The 24,879-nt window shown below is 61.3% G+C and carries 28 protein-coding genes and 1 tRNA gene; 6 read left to right on the forward strand and 23 right to left on the reverse strand.

Annotation, left to right across the window (positions count from 1 at the left end):
- Positions 1–20 precede the first annotated feature (20 nt).
- The 7 genes from JQK88_RS21935 to JQK88_RS21965 form a co-directional block, all read right to left on the reverse strand.
- Positions 21–434, reverse strand: a complete 414-nt coding sequence (locus tag JQK88_RS21935) for a GFA family protein (protein WP_203279430.1) — start codon at positions 432–434, stop codon at positions 21–23.
- A gap of 26 nt (positions 435–460) precedes the next feature.
- Complete coding sequence (locus tag JQK88_RS21940) at positions 461–925, reverse strand: SRPBCC family protein (protein ID WP_192251097.1); 465 nt, start codon at positions 923–925, stop codon at positions 461–463.
- A complete protein-coding gene (locus tag JQK88_RS21945; RefSeq protein ID WP_112567254.1) occupies positions 922–1,242 on the reverse strand; it encodes an ArsR/SmtB family transcription factor in 321 nt (106 codons plus the stop codon). Before JQK88_RS21945 ends, JQK88_RS21940 begins: the two co-directional genes overlap by 4 nt.
- A 204-nt stretch (positions 1,243–1,446) precedes the next feature.
- Positions 1,447–1,944: an NUDIX hydrolase gene (locus tag JQK88_RS21950; RefSeq protein WP_203279431.1), complete on the reverse strand. Its 498-nt coding sequence runs from the start codon at positions 1,942–1,944 to the stop codon at positions 1,447–1,449.
- A 207-nt stretch (positions 1,945–2,151) separates the two neighbouring features.
- Entirely contained in the window at positions 2,152–2,652 is a 501-nt protein-coding gene (gene gpt / locus JQK88_RS21955) for a xanthine phosphoribosyltransferase (RefSeq protein WP_112567259.1), read from the reverse strand.
- 106 nt (positions 2,653–2,758) lie between these two features.
- Complete coding sequence (locus JQK88_RS21960) at positions 2,759–3,592, reverse strand: universal stress protein (protein WP_192251083.1); 834 nt, start codon at positions 3,590–3,592, stop codon at positions 2,759–2,761.
- Between the two features lie 100 nt (positions 3,593–3,692).
- Positions 3,693–4,433, reverse strand: a complete 741-nt coding sequence (locus JQK88_RS21965; RefSeq protein WP_203279432.1) for a competence/damage-inducible protein A — start codon at positions 4,431–4,433, stop codon at positions 3,693–3,695.
- Positions 4,434–4,604: 171 nt separating this feature from the next.
- Between JQK88_RS21965 and JQK88_RS21970 the strand changes: the two genes are divergently transcribed.
- The gene (locus JQK88_RS21970; RefSeq protein ID WP_203279433.1) at positions 4,605–5,573 is read left to right on the forward strand and encodes an alpha/beta fold hydrolase; all 969 of its coding nucleotides are present in this window, start codon (positions 4,605–4,607) and stop codon (positions 5,571–5,573) included.
- A 97-nt stretch (positions 5,574–5,670) separates the two neighbouring features.
- The gene (locus JQK88_RS21975; protein WP_192251074.1) at positions 5,671–5,949 is read left to right on the forward strand and encodes a hypothetical protein; all 279 of its coding nucleotides are present in this window, start codon (positions 5,671–5,673) and stop codon (positions 5,947–5,949) included.
- Between the two features lie 79 nt (positions 5,950–6,028).
- Here JQK88_RS21975 and JQK88_RS21980 read toward each other — a convergent pair whose 3' ends face one another.
- From JQK88_RS21980 to JQK88_RS21995, 4 genes are all read right to left on the reverse strand, one after another.
- Entirely contained in the window at positions 6,029–6,268 is a 240-nt protein-coding gene (locus JQK88_RS21980) for a DUF2188 domain-containing protein (protein ID WP_112567278.1), read from the reverse strand.
- Positions 6,269–6,310: 42 nt separating this feature from the next.
- Positions 6,311–6,589 (reverse strand): DUF982 domain-containing protein, encoded by a 279-nt coding sequence (locus tag JQK88_RS21985; protein ID WP_032891817.1) that lies wholly within the window; start codon positions 6,587–6,589, stop codon positions 6,311–6,313.
- A 73-nt stretch (positions 6,590–6,662) separates the two neighbouring features.
- Positions 6,663–7,016 (reverse strand): SH3 domain-containing protein, encoded by a 354-nt coding sequence (locus JQK88_RS21990; protein WP_203279434.1) that lies wholly within the window; start codon positions 7,014–7,016, stop codon positions 6,663–6,665.
- A gap of 17 nt (positions 7,017–7,033) precedes the next feature.
- Positions 7,034–8,131, reverse strand: a complete 1,098-nt coding sequence (locus tag JQK88_RS21995; RefSeq protein ID WP_203279435.1) for an NADH:flavin oxidoreductase/NADH oxidase — start codon at positions 8,129–8,131, stop codon at positions 7,034–7,036.
- 267 nt (positions 8,132–8,398) lie between these two features.
- On the opposite strand from JQK88_RS21995, the gene JQK88_RS22000 reads away from it, so the two are divergent.
- Positions 8,399–8,977 (forward strand): NUDIX domain-containing protein, encoded by a 579-nt coding sequence (locus tag JQK88_RS22000; RefSeq protein ID WP_112567320.1) that lies wholly within the window; start codon positions 8,399–8,401, stop codon positions 8,975–8,977.
- A 21-nt stretch (positions 8,978–8,998) separates the two neighbouring features.
- Here JQK88_RS22000 and JQK88_RS22005 read toward each other — a convergent pair whose 3' ends face one another.
- Entirely contained in the window at positions 8,999–10,504 is a 1,506-nt protein-coding gene (locus tag JQK88_RS22005; RefSeq protein WP_203279457.1) for an HAL/PAL/TAL family ammonia-lyase, read from the reverse strand.
- Between the two features lie 288 nt (positions 10,505–10,792).
- Between JQK88_RS22005 and JQK88_RS22010 the strand changes: the two genes are divergently transcribed.
- A complete protein-coding gene (locus JQK88_RS22010; RefSeq protein ID WP_192251062.1) occupies positions 10,793–11,764 on the forward strand; it encodes an ATP-grasp fold amidoligase family protein in 972 nt (323 codons plus the stop codon).
- Positions 11,765–11,967: 203 nt separating this feature from the next.
- Here JQK88_RS22010 and JQK88_RS22015 read toward each other — a convergent pair whose 3' ends face one another.
- From JQK88_RS22015 to JQK88_RS22035, 5 genes are all read right to left on the reverse strand, one after another.
- Positions 11,968–12,174: a hypothetical protein gene (locus tag JQK88_RS22015; protein WP_192251059.1), complete on the reverse strand. Its 207-nt coding sequence runs from the start codon at positions 12,172–12,174 to the stop codon at positions 11,968–11,970.
- 134 nt (positions 12,175–12,308) lie between these two features.
- Complete coding sequence (locus JQK88_RS22020) at positions 12,309–12,500, reverse strand: hypothetical protein (RefSeq protein WP_192251055.1); 192 nt, start codon at positions 12,498–12,500, stop codon at positions 12,309–12,311.
- A gap of 2,483 nt (positions 12,501–14,983) precedes the next feature.
- A complete protein-coding gene (locus JQK88_RS22025; RefSeq protein WP_192251047.1) occupies positions 14,984–15,319 on the reverse strand; it encodes a hypothetical protein in 336 nt (111 codons plus the stop codon).
- Between the two features lie 543 nt (positions 15,320–15,862).
- A complete protein-coding gene (locus tag JQK88_RS22030; RefSeq protein ID WP_192258375.1) occupies positions 15,863–16,087 on the reverse strand; it encodes a hypothetical protein in 225 nt (74 codons plus the stop codon).
- A 92-nt stretch (positions 16,088–16,179) separates the two neighbouring features.
- Positions 16,180–16,449: a hypothetical protein gene (locus JQK88_RS22035; RefSeq protein WP_203279436.1), complete on the reverse strand. Its 270-nt coding sequence runs from the start codon at positions 16,447–16,449 to the stop codon at positions 16,180–16,182.
- 1,037 nt (positions 16,450–17,486) lie between these two features.
- Here JQK88_RS22035 and JQK88_RS22040 point away from each other — a divergent pair.
- Complete coding sequence (locus tag JQK88_RS22040; RefSeq protein ID WP_192251513.1) at positions 17,487–17,657, forward strand: hypothetical protein; 171 nt, start codon at positions 17,487–17,489, stop codon at positions 17,655–17,657.
- Between the two features lie 242 nt (positions 17,658–17,899).
- Here the strand turns inward: JQK88_RS22040 and JQK88_RS22045 are convergent, their stop codons facing one another.
- From JQK88_RS22045 to JQK88_RS22060, 4 genes are all read right to left on the reverse strand, one after another.
- Complete coding sequence (locus JQK88_RS22045; protein ID WP_192251516.1) at positions 17,900–18,187, reverse strand: hypothetical protein; 288 nt, start codon at positions 18,185–18,187, stop codon at positions 17,900–17,902.
- 229 nt (positions 18,188–18,416) lie between these two features.
- A tRNA-Leu gene (locus JQK88_RS22050) sits at positions 18,417–18,502 on the reverse strand.
- Between the two features lie 134 nt (positions 18,503–18,636).
- Positions 18,637–19,296 (reverse strand): outer membrane protein, encoded by a 660-nt coding sequence (locus JQK88_RS22055; RefSeq protein ID WP_192251525.1) that lies wholly within the window; start codon positions 19,294–19,296, stop codon positions 18,637–18,639.
- 113 nt (positions 19,297–19,409) lie between these two features.
- A complete protein-coding gene (locus JQK88_RS22060) occupies positions 19,410–20,261 on the reverse strand; it encodes an alpha/beta fold hydrolase (RefSeq protein WP_203279437.1) in 852 nt (283 codons plus the stop codon).
- Between the two features lie 344 nt (positions 20,262–20,605).
- Here JQK88_RS22060 and ade point away from each other — a divergent pair, with 344 nt between their 5' ends.
- Positions 20,606–22,417, forward strand: a complete 1,812-nt coding sequence (ade, locus tag JQK88_RS22065; protein WP_203279438.1) for an adenine deaminase — start codon at positions 20,606–20,608, stop codon at positions 22,415–22,417.
- 11 nt (positions 22,418–22,428) lie between these two features.
- Here ade and JQK88_RS22070 read toward each other — a convergent pair whose 3' ends face one another.
- Together JQK88_RS22070 and JQK88_RS22075 are read right to left on the reverse strand one after the other, a co-directional pair.
- A complete protein-coding gene (locus JQK88_RS22070) occupies positions 22,429–23,586 on the reverse strand; it encodes an alpha/beta hydrolase (protein WP_112563419.1) in 1,158 nt (385 codons plus the stop codon).
- A 133-nt stretch (positions 23,587–23,719) separates the two neighbouring features.
- A complete protein-coding gene (locus JQK88_RS22075; protein ID WP_203279439.1) occupies positions 23,720–24,841 on the reverse strand; it encodes an alpha/beta hydrolase in 1,122 nt (373 codons plus the stop codon).
- Positions 24,842–24,879: the final 38 nt, after the last annotated feature.

Below are 24,879 nucleotides of genomic sequence, written 5' to 3' on the forward strand. Positions count from 1 at the left end.
GGGATAGGGCTCTGCTTGGTTCATCCAGGCATTCTCTCGAATGGTTGGAGCACGGGATCGATCGTATCCCAGGCGTGGCCCCGAACGGTGTATGTGACCGCCTGCGGGTTGAACTGGCCGGGATCGTCGAGGCTGGTGGCGTGGATAGCCGTCACCTCCGGCATGGCGACGAAGGTCAGGTAGAGCGGCGTGCCGCAGGTCGGGCAGAAGGCCTGGATTTTCTCGTTTCCGCTGTCTGCGATCATCCGCCAGGTGCTCGGCTGGCCGCTGATCTCAACGTCAGCGCGCCGGCCGAAGGTCACATAGGAGCCATGGCCCGTGCCGCTCCGCTTCTGGCAGTCGAGGCATTGGCAATGGTTCTGAAAGATCGGCTCGCCGCTCGCCTCATAGCGGATCGCGCCGCAGGCGCAGCCGCCGGTAAAGTGCCCGGTCATTGTGGTTCTCCTGCTGGAAACTTGCTTCAGGCCGATTTCGGTTTGGCGAACAGGTCGATTCCGCTGCCGGTTTCGAGGAAGGATTTCATGCTGGACAGCACGGCCGGCCAGCCCTGGCTGATGCCCTTGGCCATGCCGCTGCCGGCTTCGAGTTCGTCATGGGTAACGGTGAGCCGGACCATGGCGTCATATTCCTCGATGGCGAAGGTCACCCGGCTTTGTTTGGTCGGGTCATCGGCTTGGGACGCGTTGGCCCAGGTCATGACCAGACGGGTCGGCGGCGAGATCTCGACCACCTTGCCGACGAGTTCGACGGTGCGCTCGTCATTGGCGCGGATGTGTTCCCATTTCGAGCCGGGCTTCCAGTCGGAGACGTTCTCGTGGGCCCAATAGCGCTTGGCGATATCGGGCTTGGTGATGGCCTCGAACACCTTTTGCGGCGTCGAGCGGATGTAGGTCACATAGACAAAACTGGTGGTTTCCCGGGTCATTGGTTGTCTCCTTCGAGTTCCTGTTTCAAGTCGTGCAGCAGGCTCAGCCGCTGCCGTTCGAACTTGCGCACCCACCGCTCGTAGACTTCGTGCAGCGGCACGGGGTTGATGAAATGCAGCTTTTCGCGGCCACGCTTGACCGTGCTGATCAGATTGGCCGCCTCCAACAAGTCGATGTGCTGCGTCGCGGATTGCCTCGCCATGTCGAGGTTCTCGCAAAGCTGGCCCAGCGTCTGTCCGTTCTTCTCGCACAGAAGATCGAGCAGCTTCCTGCGTGTCGGGTCGCCCAGCGCTTTGAAAACCTTGTCGGCGTCCATCGGTCTCACTCATCTTGCAGTCACAATATGCAGGTAAATACCTGCATGTCAACTCGCAACCAATCGTAACCCGGAAGGGGGAGGGATCCGTCGATGTCAGATGGAGTCGGATCGGTGCCGCCACAGGCGAAACATCGAATGGAATCAATGGGCAAGACCCCATACTGGCGCATGGGAATACGGCACGGCCGCTGTGGAGTCGTGCTAGGTTTTAACGACGAATTTGTCCGGATCGGCGCAGAAATGTGCGATGATCTGGCAAAGATCCGGCTCGTTGATCATGCGCACGGCCTCGGCAGCATTGACCCATTTGCGGGTGCGCGCGCGCTTTTCCTTCCAGCGGTCGGAGACGCGCTCGACCTGCATTGGAAACACCAGCACTTCGCAAGGCACTTCCTCGCCGGACGCCAATGCCTTGGCGTAGAAGTAACGGCCTGCCTCGAAATGAGAGATCTTGCCGCGCAATCCGGCTTCCTCGCCGGCCTCGCGCGCCGCGGCCTCGCAGAGCGGTTCCCTGGCCTCGGGCCAGCCCTTGGGCAGCACCCAGCGGCCGGTGTCGCGGCTGGTGATCAGCATGATTTCGATGCCGTTTTCGGTGGTGCGCCAGGGCAGCGCGGCAACTTGCAGACGGCACGGCGCGGTGCCGAAGAGTCGCCGGACCCTGTCGGCCATATGGCTGTGCGTCGTTGGTCTCGTCAGCATCGGAGAAGCTACCCCAGCCCTCAGAATCGTTTGCCGTCACACGAATCTTACGGCGAAGTGTAAGTCATAAAAGTAAAAAACGTCACACCAACCCGTCGAAATCCGCCAACAGGTGTCGATTCAACAGAATATTGTGTCTTGCGGTGCCAGTTTCCACGGCAAACCGCGCGGGCCTTGCCACTGGGGCGGATAAAGGGGTGCTGCGAATCAGCCGGCGTGATCGTCGGCGATCGGCTTCTGGTAGGTAAAACCCATATCCCAGGGAAAGTAGATCCAGGTGTCCTGGCTGACTTCGGTGACAAAGGTGTCGACCAAAGGCCGGCCTTTCGGCTTGGCGTAGACGGTGGCGAAATGCGCCTTGGGCATCATGGCGCGCACGATGCCGGCCGTCTTGCCGGTGTCGGTGAGGTCGTCGATGATCAGCACGCCGACGCCGTCATCGGTGAGCAGGGCGGGCGTGATCTCCTTCAGCACCTGCAACTGCCCCTGGCTGGTGTAGTCGTGGTAGGAGGCCACGCAGACCGTCTCGATGACGCGAATACCGAGTTCGCGCGAGATGATGGCGGCGGGAACCAGTCCGCCACGGGTGATGCAGACAATGGCTTTCCACTGACCCTTGTTGGCGCCGGCTAGCCGCCAGGCGAGCGCACGGGCATCACGATGGAACTGGTCCCAGGAGACCGGAAAGGCTTTTTCAGGAAGAGACATGGTCGCGCACTCCGCAGGGCGCGCAAGCCGCGCGCAGTCACGATGGAATGCGCGCGGAATTAGCTGGAAAGCCTTGGTCTTGGCAAGGGCCGCATCGATTGTAGGCTTAGCGCGACAGGAACGCCGCCACCGGCACGGTGCGCAACACGGTTCGCGTGACGCCGCCGAACAAAAGCTGGCGCAGCCAGGAATGGCTGTAGGCGCCGAGCACCAGAAGGTCGGCGCCGGTTTCTGCGATCCGTGTCTGGATGACGTCATCGATCGAGGCATTGCCCGACTGCTGCACCGAAACACTGACGGTGGCGCCATGCCGGGAGAGCGCCGCGGCGATCTCCGCGCCGGCTGCCTCCGGATTGTCGTCCAGTGTATCCGGCGGATCGATAACCAGAATATCGGTCTTCTCGGCCTCGATGATGAAGGGCAGCGCGTCGAAGGCGGCGCGGGCGGCTTCCTTGCTGCCATTCCAGGCCAGCAGCACATGTTTGAATGTTGTGACGAGTGGACCCTCATGCGGCACCACCAGCACCGGCCGGCCGGCATCATAGACCAGCGTGTCGACATCGGCGCTCGGATCGCCGCCGGTCTCGCGCTGCGCGGCGATGATCAAATCGGCGGCGCGTACGCTGGAAATGCCGGTCAGTGCGCTGTCGCCGGAAAAGCTCTCGAGGCTGCGCCATTCGAAGGAAAGGCCAGTTTTTTCGATCCGCCCGAGGAAAAGCGCCTGCAGTTTTTCGGCGCGCTCGCGATTCATGTCGGCGGAGACTTGCAGGAACTCGGTGTCGGGAAAGCCGGTGGCGGAAGTGTAGGGCACGGGCAGCGCTTCGGCATGAATGCCGATGAGATGGCTTTCAAACCGGTCGGCAAGCGGAATGGCGCAGTCGAGCACGCGCTCGGCATCCTGTTCGTTCTGCAATATGGCGACGATGGTCTTGAAGCGCATCGGAATCCCTCAAATCTGTCGGCGCCTGATGCGCCCGAAGGAAAACGTCAGAGTATGGCGCTTGGTTCCGGCTCGGCGATGGGGGCCGCGAACCCCAAGGTCAATTGGCGGCGGTGAAGCCGGCCACCATCCCCTCGACATCCGCGCGTGCCGAATCCAGCGCCTCCTGGCTGCGGGCGCGCACGACCAGCTCCGTCCAGAATTTGCCGTCGCCATATTTCGGGTAGGAACCGATGATCGTGTCGGGATGCGCCTTTTGGATGTCGCCCAAGGGACCACCGATCAGGCCTTCGCCGAACGGGCAATGGACGGTGGCCGACAGCATCTTGGTGCCGGCCTTCAGTGTCGGCACGACATTGTCGAGCATGGCCTGGAAGATCGCCGGCACGCCGGCCATGACATGGACATTGCCGATGCGAAAGCCGGGCGCGACGGAGACCGGGTTGTCGATATGGTCGGCGCCGCGCGGCATGCGTGCCATGCGCTTGCGCGCCTCGGTGTATTCGATGCCGCGCGCGGCATAGCTCTCGCCCAGCATGGCATAGGCCTTGGCGTCGTATTCGCACGGCACGCCAAAGGCCTTGGAGACCGAATCGGCAGTGATGTCGTCATGCGTCGGGCCGATCCCGCCGGTGGTGAAGACATAGGTGTAGCGGGCACGCACGGCATTCACCGCAGCTATGATCTCGTCCTCCTCGTCGGGAACGATGCGCACTTCCTTCAGATCGATGCCGATGGCCGTCATGATGTCGGCGAGATGGCCGATGTTCCTGTCCTTGGTGCGGCCGGACAGAATCTCGTCGCCGATGACGAGCATGGCGGCAGTGACGATTTCAGGCATGGAAGGCTCCGGTGGAAGGTGCCTCAGGGCAGACGGATCGCCTCGGCAGACAAGACCGCCTGAGATAGCGCGACATGGGACGGGCGGCAATGCCGTCAGAAGCCGGCAGGCTGCCTTGCCGTGCGTCCGGCGGTGGGTGATGGTGCGCGCCGGTCCGCTCTCGGGTGAAACATGCTGGTATCGATTCTGCTGTGGCTCTTGGTCGGCCTGTTGGTGCTGGCTCTCGTCATCGTCGCCTGCCTGGTGGCGGCGACGCTCTGGATTGCGGCCAAGGCCGAAAGACTGGTGTCGGCCAGCGGACAGTTTGTCGAGATCGACGGCAACCGCATCCACTATGTCGAAACGGGCGAGGGGCGGCCGATCGTGTTCGTGCACGGACTTGGCGCGCAGCTCCACCAGTTCCGGCACACGCTGTTTAGCCGCTTTGGCCCGGGCTACCGGCTGATCGCGCTCGACCGGCCGGGATCGGGCTATTCGGTGCGGGCGAGAGGAGCCACCGGCCGATTGCCGGAACAGGCCGAGATCGTCAGGCGCTTCATCGAAACGCTCGGACTGGAAAGGCCACTCGTGGTCGGCCATTCGCTGGGCGGTACCGTCACGCTGACCCTGGCGGTGGAACATCCCGAGGCGATTTCCGGCATCGCCTTGCTGGCGCCGCTGACGCGTCTGGAAGCCGGCGTGCGCGAGAAGGCGGGCCTGCTCTATATCCGCTCGCGGCTATGGCGCCGGATCATGGCCTATACCGTCGCTGTACCGACAAGCCTCCGATATGCGCGGCAGACCCTGGAGTTCATCTTCGCGCCGCAGGTCGTTCCCGCCGACTACATGGTCAATGGCGGCGGATGGCTCGGGCTGAGGCCAAGCCATTTCCATGCGACCTCTACCGATTTCGTGGCGGTCGAAGAGGATCTTGGCCGCATTGAGCAGCGTTACGGCGAGATCGCCATGCCGGCCGGTATTTTCTTCGGGAGCGCCGACCGCGTCATCGACATGCGCATCCACGGAGAGCCAATGAAGGACAGGATCGGCGGGCTCGATACCGAGACGATCGATGGCCTCGGCCACATGCCGCAATTCGCCGAGCCGGACCGCGTCATCGCCTTCATCAAGCGCATCGCCGAGCGGGCATTTTTGCCATAGGCATCACTCCGGCCTCACGACAATTTCACTGAACCATTCGGCGGATGTCCGGATTTACTCCGTGTCGCAACCAAGGCGGCAGATACGGAGTAATTCAATGTACAGGAAACTTTTCGCAGCATCTGTTCTGACGATAGGTCTCGCCACGTCGGCGATGGCTCAATCATCTGACGGAACCTCCTCCAACCATCGCAGCTGGTGGCCGTTCGGCAACGAGCAGTCCTCGACCGTCGACCAGAACACCACCGGCAGCATCAATGCCGACGGCTCAGGCGGCCAGGACTATATCGGTCCTGCCGGGCCGTGCGCCTCTGACCCGTCAGGACCCTACGGAAATGTGAGGCCCAACGTGAACGATCAGTATTGCGGCAAATAATCGACGCAGACTCTCGACTGACCCGCAGGATGCCTGAAACAGGCATCCACGGCCGGCAGCGATATCAAACAACCAAGGATTAGTCGGAAACTTCGGTCTGTGGCCGATCGCGGCCGTCGGCCAGTTCGTCGTGCCACTTGCCGTCGGCATCCTCATACTGGATGCCGTCTGTCGCGCCGGCGACCTGCTGCTCGGCCGAGGCGATCTCGGCGGCGCGCAGAGCGTCCTGGTGGGTGGGGAATGTCTCCGAGAATGTCGAACCGACCTTGTAGGCCCAGCCCCCGTCATGCTCGACGATCTTGTAAGTCAGCTTCGCCATGAAATCCTCCGGTTCGTCCGTTCGTTCAATGCGGCCGGTTCTTCAATGCAATTTGGCGTCGGGCAACCGGTCTTCGGGAACCAGCACTTCCGATTCCTTGGCCGCTTCGATCAAAGCCCTGCGCGCATCAGCCGTCGAACGATAACCTTCCAGCACTTTGAGGCAAGTGTCGAGAGCATCACGATGGCGCGGGCCGCGATTGAGCGGCCAGACAGTCATCAGACACTCCGCCGCTTCCTGAGTGCTGCGGATCTGGCGATATTTGCCGACGTGGCCGAGTTCGACCACGACGGGCGTTTCAAAAGGTTTGTTATCCATGATGGCCGCAACGCAAAGCAGCCAATTTGGTTGCAAAAGTGGCAGTCAGCCTGCGCCCAAACGTCTCAGAGGCCTCTCAGTAGCCGCAGTCGTTGCGCAGCCAGCGCGCGTTGGCCCAGCCGGTCCGGCCCTTGAAGTCGATCTGGTACCAGTTGCCGCGACGGTCGAAGATTTCGGTGTGGTCGCCGTTGAACAACTGGCCGATCATGCGCGACGACGAGTTCGGCCGCGCGCGTACGGCGAGAAACCCGCTGCCTGAGTCCAGATCGTAGTGCCTGGACAGGCCGTGCACGGTGCCTTCGCAATATTGCGCGCCAACCGGAGATGACGCAGCGAACGACAGCGCGACCACCAGAGCGGCGGCCGCGGGAGTGTGGGTGGATTGAAGCGAAGCTGCGGCTGCCCGTCCAGCAAATGCGCTTTTGCGCATCCGTCGGTGCAGCCTGCTTAGACCTTCATCCAGTGCTGCATCGTCGTCACCGAGCGGGCAAGCTGCGGCGCCGGATGAATCGTCTCGGCGAAAGTGGCGGCAGCGCGCCAGCCCCAGCGCGGATCGGCGAGGAAGGCGCGGGCCAGCGCCACCATATCGGCGCGGCCGTCGGCGACGATCGCCTCGGCTTGGCCCGGATCGTCGATCAGGCCGACGGCCCGCGTCGGAATGCCGGCGCCCTTGCGCACCGCTTCGGCCAGATGCACCTGATAGCCGGGGCCGGTCGGCAGCTTCTGCAAGGGAGAATTGCCGCCACTCGAGCAGCAGAGATAGGCAATGCCCAGCGCTTTCAACGCCTTGGCCACCTCGATCGCGTCGGCGACGTCGAAGCCGCCATCGACCCAGTCTTTTACCGACAGGCGTGCGCCAAGCATCAGGTTTGGAACGGCCTTCCTCACCGATTTGGCGATCTCAAGCAGAAAACGCATGCGGTTTTCCAGCGAGCCACCCCAACGGTCGGTGCGCTGGTTGGAAAGTGGCGACAGAAACTGGAAGATCAGATAGCCATGCGCGGCGTGCAATTCGAGGAAGTCGAAGCCGGCGCGTTCGGCCCGCCTTGCGGCCTCGGTGAACCGTTCGATGAGCTGCAGGATTTCCTCATCCTCCAGCGCATGCGGCACGTTCCAGCCGGTGTCGTAGGCGATGGCCGAGGCCGAGACGGTCTGCCAGGGATCCTCGCCCGGCCGCAGCGGCCCGCCGCCTTCCCAGGGCTTTCTGTTGGACGCTTTGCGCCCGGCATGGGCAAGCTGGATGCCGAATTTCGTTCCCGGCGCGGCGACGCGCCTGGCGGCATCCAGCGTGCGCCGGGCGGCGGCCTCGTTGTCGTCCGAGTAGAGACCAAGGCAACCATGGGTGATGCGGCCGCGCCGCTCGACATCGGTCATTTCGACGGTGACCATGCCGGCGCCCGACATGGCCAGGTTCATCCAATGATAGAGGTGCCAGTCGCTGGCCGAGCCGTCATCGGCGGAATATTGGCACATCGGCGCCACCGCAATGCGGTTCGGAAAGGTCAGGCCATCGAGGGTGATCGGCTGGAAAAGCGCTGCGGTCATCAAAAAACTCCGGGGACGGGGCTTGAGCTATGTAGGCGATGGCAGTTGCCGGCACCAGACACGACGCGGTGAAGCTTCGCCGTTTCGGTTGCGCGCAAAACGGTTCGCGGCTAGAGCGTTTCACCGTTTCATGGAAACGGTGAACCGCTCTATCTCTTTGTTTGACGCAATTCCCAAGGGAAAGCGCTACGCGCTTTCCCCGGGAAAACCGCTCACACTTTTCCTGGAATTGCTTTAGGCCATGGCGCCGACAGCATGGAGTTCATCATGGAAGATCGCATCCGTATCCGCTCGGAGGAAGTCCTGTCCGACGACTGGGCAGTCCTGAAGAAGACTGTGCTGGACTATCGCCGGCGCGATGGGCAGTGGGAGACGCAGATTCGCCAGACCTACGATCGCGGCGACGGCGCCGTGATCCTGCCCTTCGATCCCGAGCGCCAGACGGTGCTTCTGGTGCGGCAGTTCCGCTATCCCGCCTATGTCACCGGCCACCGCGAACCGCTGATCGAGGCCTGCGCCGGTCTGCTCGACGAAAACGATCCGGAAACCGCCATCCTCAAGGAGGCCGAGGAAGAGCTCGGCTATCACTTAGAGAACATCGAGCGGCTGTTTGCGCCCTATATGAGCCCGGGCAGTGTGACCGAACGGCTGTGGTTCTTCGTGGCGCGCTATTCACCCGCCGACCGCATCTCGGCCGGCGGCGGCGCACCGGAAGAGGGCGAGGACATCGAGGTGCTCGAAATGCCGCTCGACGAGGCGCTCGCTGGCATAGCCGACGGCCGCATCATTGACGCCAAGACGATCATCCTGATCCAGCACCTGAAACTGTACCCGCTGAAGGCTTAGCTCCGCGAAGCTCGGCGGGCCTCACTCGGTGGGCTGCGGACAGGGTGGCACGTCCACTTCGCGGATGAAGTTGCGCAATTCCTCCATGTCCCCGGACAGAGGCCGATCGTCGGAATAGTGCGCTATGTTCTCCCGGACCATGCGGTAGATGGTGTCGGCGCCGGGCGCGCGTGCACCGCGCTCGGCCAGAAAATCATGGGCCTGCGCGGCGGCCATGAGTTCGATTGCCAAAATGTATTCCGCGTTGTCGATAACGGCGAGCAGCTTGTTGGCTGCCACCGTTGGATGCGCCAGAAAATCCTCTTGCAGGCCGGATGTGACGCCGCCGTCGGTCGCCGCCGGAGCGGCCAGGCGCCGGTTGACGTTGCTGAGCGACGTGGCGGTGTATTGGGCAATCATGAAGCCGGAATTGGCTCCGTCCTCATCGGCAAGGAAGGGCGGCAAATTGTTGACCAGGGGATTGACGAGACGGTCGATGCGACGCTCGCTCATTCCGGCCACCTGCGCCAAGGCGATCGTCAGGCCATCGGCGGCCTGTCCGAGCGCCGGCGCCACCGCATGCGCCTCCGAGACAACCCGGGGATCGTTCAACGACCCGAACACAGCCGGATTGTCGGTGACGGCAGCCAATTCACGGTCAACCAGCTCAGCGGACCGGTCCAGCACCTCGCGGGCGGCGCCATGAACATGCGGCACGGCGCGAAGACTGAGTGCGTCCTGCGTGCGACTGCCGTGAGCAAGCGCGATGAGCTCGCTGCCGTGAAGCCAGCCGCGCAGCGCCTTGCCCACATCCTGAATGCCGGGCGAGGGCCGCATCGCCAGGATTTGCTTGCCGAAGGCCGGCATTTGTGCGCCCGCGGCTTCAAGCGTCAAAGCGGCCGCGGCGTCAGCCCATCCCAGCAAGCGCTCCGCGCGCTGCACGGCGATGCTGGTCAGGCCGGTCGCGCACGCCGTGCCATTGACCAGACTCAAGCCTTCCTTCGCGCCAAGCTCCAAGGGCTCCAGACCCATTTCGGCAAGCGCTTCCAGTCCGCTCATCGAGCGACCTGCCACTGTTGCACTGCCTTCACCGATCAAGACCAGTGCCACATGCGCGTTGTGCGTCAGATACCCGGCCGAACCCCTGGACGGCACGTCGGGAATGCAGTCGCGCTCGATAAAGGTGAGCAAGTTACGGACGATCTGAGGGCTTACGCCCGAACGGCCATGCGCGAAATTTGCCACTTGCGCGGCAATGATGGCGCGCACGCCGCGTCTCGGCACCAGGTCACCGACGCCGCATGCGTGGCTGCGAATAATATTGCGCGACAGTTTCTTTTGCAGCGCAGGCGCCACCACCTTGCTTGCCAATGCGCCGACCCCGGTATTGACGCCATAAGCGCGGATACCTTTTTCGACGATGGCTGCCACGAGCTGGTTCGCAAAGGCGATCCTCTCCCACGCAGCCGGACTGAGCGCCAGGGATTCGCCTTCGCTCACTTGCGCGATGTCGCGCCAGCTGGCGTTGCCATCTATCGTTATTGTCATTGGTCGTTCCGAATTAGCGCTGCGGATGGGCAAACGCTGTTGGGTCGCACGAAAGGCTGGTGAGAACCTTGCCCTTGGCTCCGTAGCGCAGAACCGCGATGCATAGTGACGATGGAATCGGCGATTGATGCGACTGGAGCGACGTTGTGGGTCATAAAACTCTGATCCAGCACCCGAGGCTCAATCCGCTTTCGGGCTGAACCACGGCTCCACTTCGGCGCGCGCATTATCGGGCTTGACCCGCGAATCCCGGTCGCCTAGTCGTCCGGAAGTTGCAAGGACACCGGAATGGCGCGTGGCGCAAAGGCATGGCTGAAGCGAAGCAGCGCGCGGGCATCTCTCCTGTTGCTGAACGCCGCGCTGCTTGTCCGCTACCGCCGGTTGACCCAGCGTTTCCTCAAGCGGATGCGGCATCTGCCGAATTTCGCAGCCCCTGTGACCTTCACGGAGAAGATCCACTGGCGCAAGATTTTCGATGACGATCCTCGCTTTGCCGGTCTTCTCGACAAGCTCAAGTCCAAGGAACTCGTCCGGGAGCGGCTTCCCTGGCTCTCCATTCCCGAGATTCTGTGGCAGGGCGACGACCCCCGCCAAATCCCCTTCGATGACTTGAAAATTCCCTACGCCGTCAAATGCAACCACGGTTGCGCCATGAATGTCATCGTTCGCGATCCGGCAAACGCCGACCGGGCGGCAATCATTGCCGAGATGACCGGACACCTTGCGCAGACCTATGGTACCCGCAAGCTGGAGCGCAGCTACGCGCATATCAGGCGGCGGGTTTTCGTCGAAGCGCTGGTCGGCAAGGACCAGGACTATAACCCGGTCGACTACAAGCTCTGCGTGCTGGCTGGCCGCGTCGAATACATCGTCGTCGTCGCTTTCCGTTCCACAGTCAAGAATACGGGCCACCTGGACCGTGATTGGCGCCCGTTGAACATCGTCCAGGGCGCGATCGACTCTAGTCTGAAAATCCCTCCTCCCAAGAGCCTCGCCCGGATGATCGAGGCAGCCGAGGCGCTTAGCAGCGAATTCGACATGGTGCGTGTCGATTTCTACGAGGAGGATGGAGAACCGATCTTCGGAGAATTCACGGTCTACCCCCGCAGCGGGCTGCTGCAATTCGACCCGGCCAGCTTCGATGGCGAACTGGGGGCGCATTGGGATATTGGCGCCTCCGGCTACCTCAGCCGTGTGCCCAGCCGATTTGCCCGACGATACAAGGCTATGCTTGTCGCTGCCGGCTATCTCGACATTTGAGGCAACTGCTTCGGGTAACCTGCCCGTTGCCGATCCATAGCGGTTGCTTTAGACAGCTTGGCCAGCTCGTCCTCGACCAGCCTGGCTGCAGAGTCGGTGCTTTCGAAGTGTTGCATCAACTGATACCGGAGTAGCGCGAGTTGCGCCGGGCGATAGATGGGCCCACTTCTCGCGATTTCGGGGTTCAGGGTCGCGATCATCGGTCAATTTGCCTTGATGGGGTCGATCTTCGTGAGCCGCTGCCGAGCCTCGACCACGCGCCGTTGCGCAGAGCGAATTCGGCAACACAAGGCCAGGTTCACGGCGACGCCGCACTCTTCGTCGAGCAAGTTTTCAGCGCGTTCGAGATCCAACTTTGCCCGGCCGACACGCTGTCGCGCTCTGGCCAATTCCAAGTTCATCAGGTCCATTGTTCCGCGTCCTTTGGGTTGCAATCCCTTCGGAACACCAACCCCTGCCGAACGCTTTGGTTCCTGCGACGTATTGGCCGGTCACCGCCGAGGCTGCCAACAACCTCTCCCACACTACCCGCAGTGGAGTGCGATTATTGTGCGAACTGTTTCAGGGCTGTTGGGTCGATTGTCGCCAGACGCCCTCTGGCCTTCACGACACGCCGCCTCGCAGACCGTATCCTGCTGGATAAAGCGAGGTTCTCGGCCACCATTTTCTCGCTGAGTACAAGCGCGAGCTCGGTCTGTTTGATGCGCTGCTGTTGCATCGTCAGAAGGGCCGCCATTCTGGCTCCGGGGTCCGCGGGTTTCATGAGCTCCTAACACATGACGGGCGAAATCGTTCCCTATTGTCGGGCGAAACCGGCGCCGCATCAAGGGGGGTGGCTGAGGTTGAACCGACGAGATATCCCAAGATCGACGTGGTGGGCGCGCACCTGTCGGCACGCCAGAAGAGTGCGACGAACGCAGGCGGCGTTTGGGCCGAGCGCCAGGGCATCGAGACGACGACGAGCGGGAGCAACCCGACCACCTCTAATCAAGTTGCCAAGTTGGCGACTTGAAACCCGCCGCCTCACGGTGGCGGGCTGTTTAGAATGGTCAGGCTCGCTACAGCCTTGACAGGTACCGTCACGGCCTCACCAAGCGGAGGTATCAATGGTCTCGGCGATTGGAAATCAACATCGGCAGGTACCGGAAACTCAACCGAAACCCGCAAAGACAGAACCGGGCGAAGTATTTGTGCCAGGCAAAAGCGCAGACAGCGTAGGACATCGCGCCAAGGCTATGGTGGCAGAAAGTGGCGACACAGATCCTGGTGCGCAGGGGCGCGCCGCGTCGACAATCGCCAGAATGGATATTACCGTTTTGACTCCACCGAGCGAAGAGCCGCCTTTGGAGTAGCTCGGGCGGCCGTGCCGGCTGCCTCACGGTGGCGGGCTTCAGTCTTTGTGCCGCACGATATAGCGACTGCTCACCGCATTCGCGCCCATGCCCCGTGTGACGACAACCGTCCTGTATCCCGCGGGAAGGGAACCTGTAGCGGATGGGTCGACCGGACTGCATCGCCCGACGATCTCCCCGTTGGGGGCGCCTGCGAGCCTGTTGGCCAAAGCAACCCGGCATTCGTCAAGGGATACGAACGTCTTGGCCGGTGACGGATCGAGCGGTTTGCAGACAACCTGGCCTGGACTGCACGACAGCAGAACCATCATTGCTGCAGTTGCCGGATCCATTTGCGAGTTTCTCCCCTTTGTGGACGAAATCTCAACGCGCGAGCGGGGACTTTGTTTCGCAGCTGCTAAAATATCAGGGCGTGCGTGGGAACAAGAAGCGGCTATGTCGGTTCTTTGAGCATGCGAGGCAAAATCAAAGATCCGCCGACGAAACCCAGCCCGAAGAAGACGCCTGTCCGTCCAGACCAGGACGCATCGCCAGAGCCTCAACATGTCGATCCACCACCGCGAGATGTGCGCGAGGCGCCGGCGCCAAATCCTAACGGCGATAAAAAGTCCTGACGGCCAGCCTGCCGACCAAGATGCCGTTTCTGAGGCAGCCACCAGCGAAGACGTAGGCAGCGGCGATGAAGAACCGCGCCGGCGGATGGGCCTAGAATCTTCACGGCGGCGCCGAAGGGCTGAGGCAAGGTGCGCTCACGTGCAGCACGATTTGCGGATTAAGCAGACCCATGAACAGCGTCTGGGTCGCATACTGTTTGGTCGGTATCGTGGTGGCACTGGTGTTATGGTCAATGAGGCTATAGCGGCTCCTCCAATCTCTGATTGACGCGCAGATGTGAGCCTGTGCCATTTCGAATGAGATTTGTCGGCATCAATCTTGCAGCGCAGGTTTGCCGGCTGACCCCGGTCCTGATCGCGTACTCTGATCAGGTTTGTGAGGCTCGCCGGGATTGAGGTCGTGGGGGTCTTCGCCCGGCGAGTTTGCCACTTGCCGCCCCGCCAGGATGCGTGATGCCGTTTTGTACGATTCCGTACCATCTTTTTTATTGAAAGGCCGGTTTCGGCAGACTTATGAAACGCGACGTTGCCACTGCTTTCGTATGGAGGCTGCGATGGATAGCGTGGAGCCGAACGGCAAGGTCTCGCCGTGCATTGAAGTGGTCGAAGCCTGCGGCGAATGGTTCGTCCGCGTGGTCGAGGATGACCAAGAACTAACCCGATCCTTCGAACTGGAATCGTTCGCTCTAGCCTTTGCGGAAGTTTTTGAGCGGAGGCCGACCTTCGAGAGGGGGCTTAGGGGGACTTCAGTCTTAGTTGAGCTATCGCTAATATGCCTGTAGCTTGGGCAGTGCGGGAAACCCGAATACCAAATGTCCCATGGGTGGCATCGGGCCTGTTCGCCGCATCATCAGAAGGCTGTCCTAAGTGCTCTCAACTGTATTGCGGGAAAAGCTGGTTTGCGAATGCGGTCGCACCGGGTATTTGAAACTACGAGAAGACGCTCAGCCCCTCAGCGGCACCTGGGAATCCTACAGCTTGGAGGGTTTCGAGGGCCGCAGCCTGACGATCACTAGTTCGGGAAATATTCCGGGCGACAAGTTGGCCTATCTCCATCCTTTGTGTCCTCAATGCAGTCAGTGGGGCAAGGTGAAGTATGCCAGCCGTGCCTGAGCCCGCAAGACATGCTCGAATGGATCGTGCGCAAGTAGGCGCTACCCAGCCATAGATGAGTGGCCGGCAGGGTTGGGTTGCCTTGTGGGGCTTGTCATGCCGGCCACTGCGGGTGAGTTTGGTCCCCCGCGCGGATGACCCTATGTGTCTATTAGCAATCGCGCAATTAAGCCGTATGAACTAGCTAGCCCGCCGTAGGAGGCCGCGCCGGCCCGCCCTATGGTGCCCCACTGGATGAACGGCGGCCTTTTACCGGTGATGGTCTCGATCGACTTCAACAGCGGCTCATGGACCTCACGAAGAGCGCGATAGCGCTCGCTGTGGTATTCCAGGAGCGGCCGGACAATGCTCTTGTGCAGCGCCTCTGCCGCGACCAGGACGCGGTCGATCTGATCTTGCGTGCGAAGTGTTTTGAAAAGAGACGCAAATGCGGCATGCAACTTGCTTCCTGCGAACCGCCAGGAGGCAAACCACATGATACTTTCACGAGATCGGGACGATGACGATATGATCGTCCAATGCCCTAACTGCAAGCGAATGATGATCCGAAAAGGTCGCCTGATCAAAAGCGCCAAGTCTCTGACATGTGAGGGTTGCGGCAATGAGATCCGCCTGACTTATTCGTACAAAATGGCAATCTTTGAAAACCGCAGGCCACTATCATAGTTTGTCCGGCCGAATTGCCAAATGCTCGACGGTTTTGGCTGGAACAGGAAAGTGGCCGACGCCAGGGGGTTGGGGAACCTCGGGTGGGGCAGGCGCCGGGCCAAAAAATGCAGGGAGCAACCCCACCCGGCGCTCCTACATGCACGTCGACCTGGGCACTCCCGACTTCAACACACTTAATCCTCCAGATCCTTCGACTTCCAGAATCGACTTCGACACGGCCCGCGTAGGCATCAACTATCATTTCTGAAGCGGGCTTCCCGACTTCAAGCGGCTGAACGGCATACTCGTGATGCTTTGGCCGTCAAGCCGCCCGTCAACTCTATCCAGCCGTAGGGCTCGTACATGATCGCCTAGACCAAGACAAAATAGACAACCGGTGCAAGGATCAGGCAGATCGCCATTGCGATAACTATGGCAATGCCCCGGCGCTCTGCCCGCCGCGAAAGGTCAGCGAAATCATCCTCATTTGCGATCAGGTCCAAGATCGAGCAGCCACTGGGAATCGAACGATTGTCGTTTGCAATTCGGGATGCCGCGTTATTGACTTTTGGTTTGCGGGACGAGATCTGGTTCACGTTTGCCTCGCTCTTCGATGATGCCGGCTTCGCCATCCCGCCCCGGCGAAGCGGAGCGGGATGGTAGAAAGCGGAAATCGATTTTCGGACGCTCAAAGACCTATGGCGTCCTTTTCGCATCCAAATGGACGCGCGGCGCTACAGTTTAATGTTCTCTCACTGATCGTATCCGCAACGAAGGATGCAGCAATCAGGTCATCGGCATTGAGCCGGAGTGAACCTGCATCGCATCCCATCAAAGCAGCTACTTTTTGGAAGGCTTTCATATCGTTCTCGGTAACATTGGCGCTTCGCATTTTTGCTTTGAGCTCGGCGATGCGTGCCCCTAGAGTCTGAGACGTTCCAAATTCACCTTTGGACATCGTTGTCTCCTCCTGACGTGGTTCGCTCCCCGCCTGGCTATGATCCAACCCACTTTAGCAACGCGCGTGCAATCGAAGGCTCCAACGTTCGTTAGCAAAGTCTTAAGTAAGGCAGGGACGTGCGAAGTGTTTTGAAAAGAGACGCAAATGCGGCATGCAACTTGCTTCCTGCGAACCGCCAGGAGGCAAACCACATGATACTTTCACGAGATCGGGACGATCACGATACGATCGTCCAACGCCCTAACTGCAGCGAATGATGATCCGAAAAGGTCGCCTGATCAAAAGCGCCAAAGTCTCCGACATGTGAGGGTTGCGGCAATGAGATCCGCCTGACTTATTCGTACAAAATGGCAATCTTTGAAAACCGCAGGCCACCATCATAGTTTGTCCGGCCGATTTGCCAAATGCTCGACGGTTTTGGCTGGAACAGGAAAGTGGCCGACGCCAGGGGGTTGGGGAACCTCGGGTGGGGCAGGCGCCGGGCCAAGAAATACAGGGAGCAACCCCACCCGGCGCTCCTTAGTGACGGCAGGCCGCGCCCCCAAACCCATGACCCAGCGCAGCCTACCGTCCCCATAAGGTACGCGGAGCCAAAACAAGTAGTTGCAGAGAAATGGCCGGCAGGCGCCGGCGCCCGCCTTCGGTCGCGATTCCTACAGGCCGACGCTTTCTGGCCATGGGGCACAAGCCATTGCTGGAAAACCGACCGGCCTAGCCAGCCGACGCGGCTTTCCGAACTCGCCGCAATGGGCCGAAGCGATGCAGGGCTACATTCTCCTCATGCAGCGCGCCGGCCATTTGCTGGTCGTGCTCGTCTGGATGCGTGGCCTTTGCCCGGGTAATACTTGGTAAAGCTCTAGCCCGCGCGCCGCAAATCACGCTGTGATTGCGCTCCTCGCTCCAGCCGCTTCGATGCAAATTTGGGCGACAATCCCTGGGTTCGAGACGTCAGCGCGACGGATCCGAGGCGCCTTCGGATGCGACGCTTGGAACCTCCGACGTACCCGATGGATTATCTATCGAGGCGAATTACCATGGAAGATAAACCGGCGACCAAATTTTCAGGAGAAACGCTCGTCACGGTGCTGGTGATTTGCCTGCTCCTCATAGGCCTGTTTTTTATTGGCTTCCGATACTCGGAGCGCGATCAAGGGGCGCTGATCATACCTGGCGCCGTGCAGCAAGGAGGCGGTGAACGACCCTAACGCGTGTCTCGGGTGGCCTGCCAGCCGAAGCTCGAAGAGCGAAGGCTGAATCGAAGACCCTGAAGGGGCGAAGAGAAACTTCGCCATGCGAAGCTGTTGGATTTTGGGAAAACAACTGAAAGTTCTTGCTCGCGCCAGATGTATCAGTGAGCGCGCCGTGGACGATCTCGCCGAATACGGCAACATCTCTCGGCGAAGGAAAGCCCGCCGACGGAGTCAGCGAGCTTTTTTTGCGGAAAGGCTCATTTCCCCATCATCATTGCCATTTTGCAAAAGTTTTCATGCGCCTTGGCTATAGTTGCGTCGGCGCAGTCCTTCATCACGGCGTCACGGTCTTCCTGAGACATTGCCGCCCAAGCTGCTTTGGTTTCGGCTTCAGACTTCATGGTCTTCATGCCAGCATCCGTGAAGAAGGGAGACATCTTTGCAGGGTCGTCGAGTGCAGACGTGCCGCTAGAGCTTCCTGCGACAGCGGAGCCGGAAACCATTGCAAGGGCCATTGTACCGAAAACCATTTTCTTAAGGTTCATGTCAAACTCCTCCTAAAAGGGTCAGCCTTTATGGCAACCCGTGCTTCACCAACGCGGATTTTTGGGAAAGGTTTCTAGCAAACGCAAAGTTGCCCAATTCGGGGTGGCCTTTAAGGATGTGTGCGGGCGTAGATATCTTCCAGCGGTGTGTGGTTACATGGCACTTTCGCATGACCGTCCTATTTAAGGGCCATGCCTCAAAGGCGAAAAATCGATGAAACTGCGAAGCTGGTGCGGACGACGGGAATCGAACCCGTACGATCAGAGATCGAGGGATTTTAAGTCCCTTGCGTCTACCAATTCCGCCACGTCCGCAGGCAGCCCTTTTCAGACGCCAGCGAAAACCCGTCAAGCCATCTTTTTCCGAGTGTCGCCACTCGAATTCATGAAAGGTGGTTCGTGATTTTAAAACAATTGGTTGTGGCGAAAATCTCAGTCGCCGCGCGCGTTCAGAACTTGTAGCTGAGATTGACGCCGACCGTGTTCAGCTTGACGTCCTGGTCGCGGCCGACGAATTCGTCGGAGCCGTCATGGTGTTCGGAACCGAAATCGTAGTAGCGGTATTGGGCGCCGACGACGAACTTGTCGGTCAGCGCATAGTCGACGCCGGCGCCGACCGTCCAGCCGACATGCGTGCTTGTGCTGGAAAAGTCCGGGGCTTGCGAGGTCTCGATGCCGGCGAAAGCGACGCCGCCAATGCCATAGACCAGCAGCCGGTCCATGGCATAGCCAGCCTTGGCATTGACCGACCCGAACCATTTGATGTCGGTGCCGAAATTGTTTCCCGGGGGGCCAAGTACCGTCGTGCCTTCGATACGGGCATAGTTGAGCTCGGCCTCGGCGCCGATCACCGCCTGGTCGAACTGCCACAGGCCGGCGACGTGGCCGCCGACGAAACCACCATCGAGGTCGGGCGAGGTGGAAAATGGCTCGCCCTCTGTTCCCGTGATGTCAGACTGGCCCCAGCCGTAGCCGGCCTGCAGGCCGGCATAGTAGCCGGTCCAGTCGAAGCCAGGTTCGGTCATCGGCACCGGCATCGGGTCGGCGGCAAAAGCCGGCGCGGCCAGAGCGGTCAGAAATCCGGCACTTGCGAGCGTCAGACGACGCATCGAGCTCTCCGAAATGGTGGTTCAGAAGACTCCTGGCCGCAAGGTAGCTCTATTCGCCGCAAAACGGAACCCATTGTTCAACAATCGAAATACGCTGTCGCTGCAGGCGCTCGCTATTTGGCGTCGATGAAGTCCAGCGCCGCCTGGCTATATTCGTCCGGCGCCTGAAGCATGGCGAAATGACTGGCGTTGGGCAGGATGATGAGCTTGGCGCCCGGAATGACGGAGGCCATGTATTCGGTGTGTTCGCGCTTGATCGCCTCGTCATGATCGCCGGCGACGATCGCCGTCGGCGTGGTGATCTTGCCGAGCTGTTCCTTGGTCCAGGCAGGCTCCGACTCCCACATGTGGCTGATCTGCGAAACGAAGGCGTCGTACTGGTCCGGCGTCTTCGACATCTTCTTGTAGTCGCGGCCGGAGCGTTCGATGTAGGCGGCAAATGTCTTGTTGGTCATCACGCCGGGATCGACGCCATCGGTGGTGACATTGGCGGCCTGCGCAAAGAGCCTGGTCAGCCGCTCCGGATGATGCAGCGCGATGTCGATACCGATAATGCCGCCGTCGCTCCAGCCGACAAGAGCGGTCTTGTCGATCTTGAGGTAGTCGAGCAGGGCCAGATAATCCGACGCCATGAGGTCGTAGCCGTAAGGTTGCTCGGTGCGGGTGGAGCGGCCATGGCCGCGGCTGTCGGCGACGATCACCTTGTGGGTCTTGGACATCGTCGCCACCTGGCTCGCCCAGATATCGGCGTGGCCAAGACCGCCATGGATCAACAGGATCGGGTCCCCGGCGCCGAAAACGGCGTAGTACATCTGGATGCCGTTGACCGGCGCATAGCCGCTCTGATCCGGTTTGGGCATCGCCGCCGGCTCCGGCAGCGTCAGCCAGCGCTCCTCGGCGGATGCAAAGCCGGCCGAAATCAGGAACAGGGCGACGAAGACGAACGCTTTCAGGAACCGGGTCATGACTTCACCTCAGGAGGTTTCGTCCTTGGGTCGTTTCGGCCTCGGACGATTGCGAAGGTCGATTTAACAGTCTTCCCGTGTGCGGAGTCAACGAACGGGGGGGGGCGGGCTGGCGGCGTGAATTGAAATTTCAATCCGTGCCGCCCGCAACGCGTCCGGTTCCGCCTGTGACGGCAATCGCAACAAAAAACCCGCCTCGCGGCGGGCCATTGGCGCAAATCAGCACCATCTAAAAGACAATAGCTTAAGTGCCGGCACAAATAAACCTCGCCGAGCGGATTTCGCCCGCAATCGCTGGTCAAAGCCATGCCGGCTTGGCACAGTCGGGCAAACAGGAGTCTCTTATGGCAAAGACCGCGCACGCGACGAAACCCAGGCCTTGGACCGAGATGGCGACCCATCTGGTCGATGTCGCGACCGGTCGCAAGCCGGCCGATCTCGTCATTCGAAACGGCCGCTGGGTGAATGTGCATTCGGGCGAGATCATCGCCGGCACCGACATCGCCATTGCCGGCGGTCGCTTTGCCTATTGCGGGCCGAATGCCAGCCACGCCATCGGCCAGGGCACCAAGGTGGTCGACGCCGGCGGCCGCTATCTCGTGCCCGGCCTTTGCGATGCGCATATGCATGTCGAGAGCGGCATGGTGACGGTGACCGAATTCTGCCGCGCCGTCATCCCGCACGGCACCACTTCGATGTTCATCGACCCGCACGAAATCGCCAATGTGCTGGGGCTCCCCGGCGTGCGGCTGATGCACGACGAAGCTGTCGCCATGCCCATCAACGTCCACGTCCAGATGCCGTCCTGCGTGCCTTCGGCGCCGGGGCTGGAGCATGCCGGTGCCGAACTGACGGTCGCCGATGTCACCGAAGCGATGACCTGGGAGAACATCATCGGCCTCGGCGAGGTGATGAATTTTCCCGGTGTCGTCGCCAACGATCCGGTGATGTCGGGCGAGATCGCCGCGACGGTGAGGGCCGGCAAGACCGTTGGCGGCCACTACGCCTCGCGCGATCTCGGCCTGCCGTTCCACGGCTATGTCGCCGGCGGTCCGGAGGACGATCACGAAGGCACGCGCGCCGAGGATGCGATCGCGCGCGTGCGCCAGGGCATGAAGGCGATGCTCAGGCTGGGCTCGGCCTGGTACGATGTCGCCTCGCAGATCAAGGCGGTGACGGAGAGCGGGCTCGATCCGCGCAACTTCATCCTGTGCACCGACGACAGCCATTCCGGCACGCTGGTGCATGAAGGCCATATGGACCGGGTGGTGCGCCACGCAATCCAACAGGGCCTGAAGCCGGTGACGGCGATCCAGATGGCGACGCTCAACACCGCCCAGCATTTCAAGCTTGAGCGCGAGATCGGTTCGATCGCGCCGGGACGGCTGGCCGACCTGCTGATCGTTTCTGATCTCGCCGCCATGACCATCGACGAGGTCTATGGCCGCGGCGTCAGGCTGGCCAAGGCCGGCAAGCTCGAGATCGACATTCCGGCCTATGACTATCCGAAGACGGCCAAGAACACGGTCAAGCTCGGCAAGAAGCTCAAGGCAGGCGACTTCGATATTGTAGCGCCCAAGGGCGCCAATGAAGTGCGGGTGCGGGTCATCGGCGTCATCGAGAACCAGGCGCCGACGCGGGCGCTGGAGGCCGACCTGCCGGTCGAGGACGGGCTGGTCGCCATGGACCGCCGCAACGACATCTGCCAGATCGCACTGGTCGAGCGCCACAAGGGCACGGGCGGCGTCACCAACGCCTTCGTCTCCGGCTTCGGCTATATGGGCGACTGCGCCCTGGCCTCCAGCGTGGCGCATGACGCCCACCACATCATTTGCGTCGGCACCAACAAGGAAGACATGGCGCTGGCCGTCAACCGGCTGGGCGAGGTTGGCGGCGGCGTGGTGCTGTTCTCAAAGGGCAAGGAGCTGGCGCTGGTCGAAATGCCGATCGCCGGGCTGATGTCGGACGAACGCGCCGAGATCGTCGCGGCCAAAGCCGAGAAGCTGACCGAGGCGATGCGCAAGATGGGATGTTCCCTGAACAACGCCTATATGCAGCACTCGCTCTTGGCGCTGGTCGTCATCCCGGAGCTGAGGATCTCCGATGTCGGGCTGATCGACGTGACGACGTTCCAGAAGGTCGACCTTTTTATCTGACAGACCGGTTGTCATCCGCCGGTGGCGATGGTCAGCACCTTGAACGGGGTGGTGATGACGACTTCGGCCATGGAGCCGACCGCCTTGCCGATCCCTTGGCCGATATCGTCAAACTCGCCCGGATCGTTCGATCGCAGGGCGGCTGGTGTGCGCAGTCGGTCACCGAGCAATTGCACCAGGATCGGATTGTCCGCGAACTTGGCATGGTTCAAACGGTCACCGCCCTTGGTCTTGGTGAGATCCGCCACGACCACGCCATAGCTGGCGAGGTCGGCCGCGTTGCCGTAGTCGCCGACGCGCGGCTTGTCGCCGGAGATAATGGACGACAGCTTCAGCGCACGGTCATCTCCCGAGAGCAGGATGGCGAACGGCTTGTCGGGTTTGCCGTAGCGGATCATCTGTTTCTTGAAGACGTCGACATCGATGTCGGGCGAAGCGAGGACGACGTAGCCGAGCTTGCCGCCGAGATCGCGGTCGCCGGTGATGGCGAGCTGGCGCAGCGCCTCCATCGTCACCCAGGTGCCCATCGAGTGGGCGATGATGTCGATGCTTTTCACCCGGGTCTTTGCGAGCATTCTGAGCGTCGCCTCGAGGTCGTCGCGCGCGGCGTTGGCGCTTTCCTTGTCATAGATATAGCCGGTGGTCTTGCCGCTCGAAGCCCAGGAAAACAGCACCGGCGTGCCCGGATATTTGGTGTCGTGGGCGATCTGCGTCAGCCGGTAGACGCCATCGTCGAAACCGTTGTTGAAACCGTGCACGAAGACCAGGGCGCGGTCGCCGTTTATGGCGATGTTGGCGCCGACAGCCTTGGCGAATTGCGAGGCGTCGCCATAGTGGACGACGTCGGTGGCGGTGAATTGCTTGGCTGGGTTGGAGTCGGCCGAACCCTTGGCGCGCTCGATGGCGCCGAGCTGGTGCACCTTCGGCACGGTGACGTCGACGCGAGCGTAGCTGGTGGTCAGCGAACGGTCGCCGTCGAACACCTGGCGCGGATCCTTGGTCGCCGGCTGGCGGGTGGTGGCGACGAAGATTTCGTGGGTGGCCGCGATGTCGGAGGCAGGCACCGACACTGTCGTCTTGTTCAGGAGGTCATGCGTGTTCTGGCCGGCGCAGCCGGCGACAGCGAGCGCGAACGCAAGGACGAGGACGGTCTTCCAACGCACGTTCACGCGGGCTCCCGCTGGCGCATGGCGCCGATTTCAATGTCGATAGAGGCAGAGACCGGCCCGGTCCAGTTGAAAATGAGCGGGCCGCGCGGCATTTGCGAACTCACGCGGCGACAGTAGCCGCAGGGCAACAGCCTTATTGTCCGAGCGCGCTGATGCGGTCGGTCACCGTCTGGTCGCTGGCAAAGCCGTCATCCTCGCGCAGCCGCTGGCCGATCATCTTCACCAGTTCGGGATTGTCGGCGAATTTGGTGTGGTTGAAGCTGTCGGTTCCCTTCACCTTGGAGAGATCGACCACGGTGACGCCATAGGCAGCGAGGTCGGCGGCATCCTTGTAGTCGCCGACGCGCGGCCGCGAGCCGGCGATCAGGCCGGAGAGCCTGAGCGCACGGTCATCGTCGGAGAGCAGCAGGATGAACGGCTTGTCGGGCTTGCCGTAGCGGCGCATCTGGCTCTTGAATACGTCGACATCGATGTCGGGCGAGGCCAGCACGACATCGCCGAGCTTGCCGCCGAGATCGCGGTCGCCGGTGATGGCGAGCTGGCGCAGCGTTTCCATGGTGACCCAGGTTCCGAGCGAATGGGCGACGATGTCGATGCGCCGCGCGCCCGACTGCTGCAGCATGCGCAAGGTCACTTCGAGCTGGTCGCGGGCAGCACTCGCACTTTCCTTGTCATAGACATAGTCGGTGGTCTTGGCGCCCGATGCCCAGGAAAACAGCACCGGCGTGCCGGGATAGCCGGAATCATGGACGATCTGGGTCAGGCGGTAGACGGCGTCGTCGAAGCCGGTGTTGTAGCCATGCACGAAGACCATGACGCGGCCGCCGCGCGCGGCGATATCGGCGTTGAGCGCGGCGGAAAATTTCGGCTGCGCATCGTAGCCGACGACCTCGGACGCCATGAAATACTTCGCCGGGTCATTCGATTTGCCGCGCGAGCGGCGCTCGATCTGGCCGGTCTGGTGGATGCCGGGAACGGTGACGTTGACGCGCGCATAGTTCAGCGTCGCCGAACGTTCGCCGTCGAAAACCTTGTTGGGATCGTCGGATTTCTTGCGTGTCGTGGCGATGAAGATCGAGTGATTGCCCGAGATTTCGGTCACCGGCGTGGACATGACGGCGCTGCCGAGCAGTTCCTCGGTTTTGCGGCCGCCGCAGCCCGCCACAAGCAAGGCAAGCGCAAGAATGCAAATCGTCTTCAAACGCACGTCAAAATTCCACTTAAGCCAAAAAGGGCCATCCACCCTCCGCGACATCTCCCGGACAGGCCAAGTGCGGCGGAAGTAAGTCGTGT

It is taken from the genome of Mesorhizobium caraganae, from assembly GCF_016836705.1.
Taxonomy (GTDB): Bacteria; Pseudomonadota; Alphaproteobacteria; order Rhizobiales; family Rhizobiaceae; genus Mesorhizobium; species Mesorhizobium caraganae.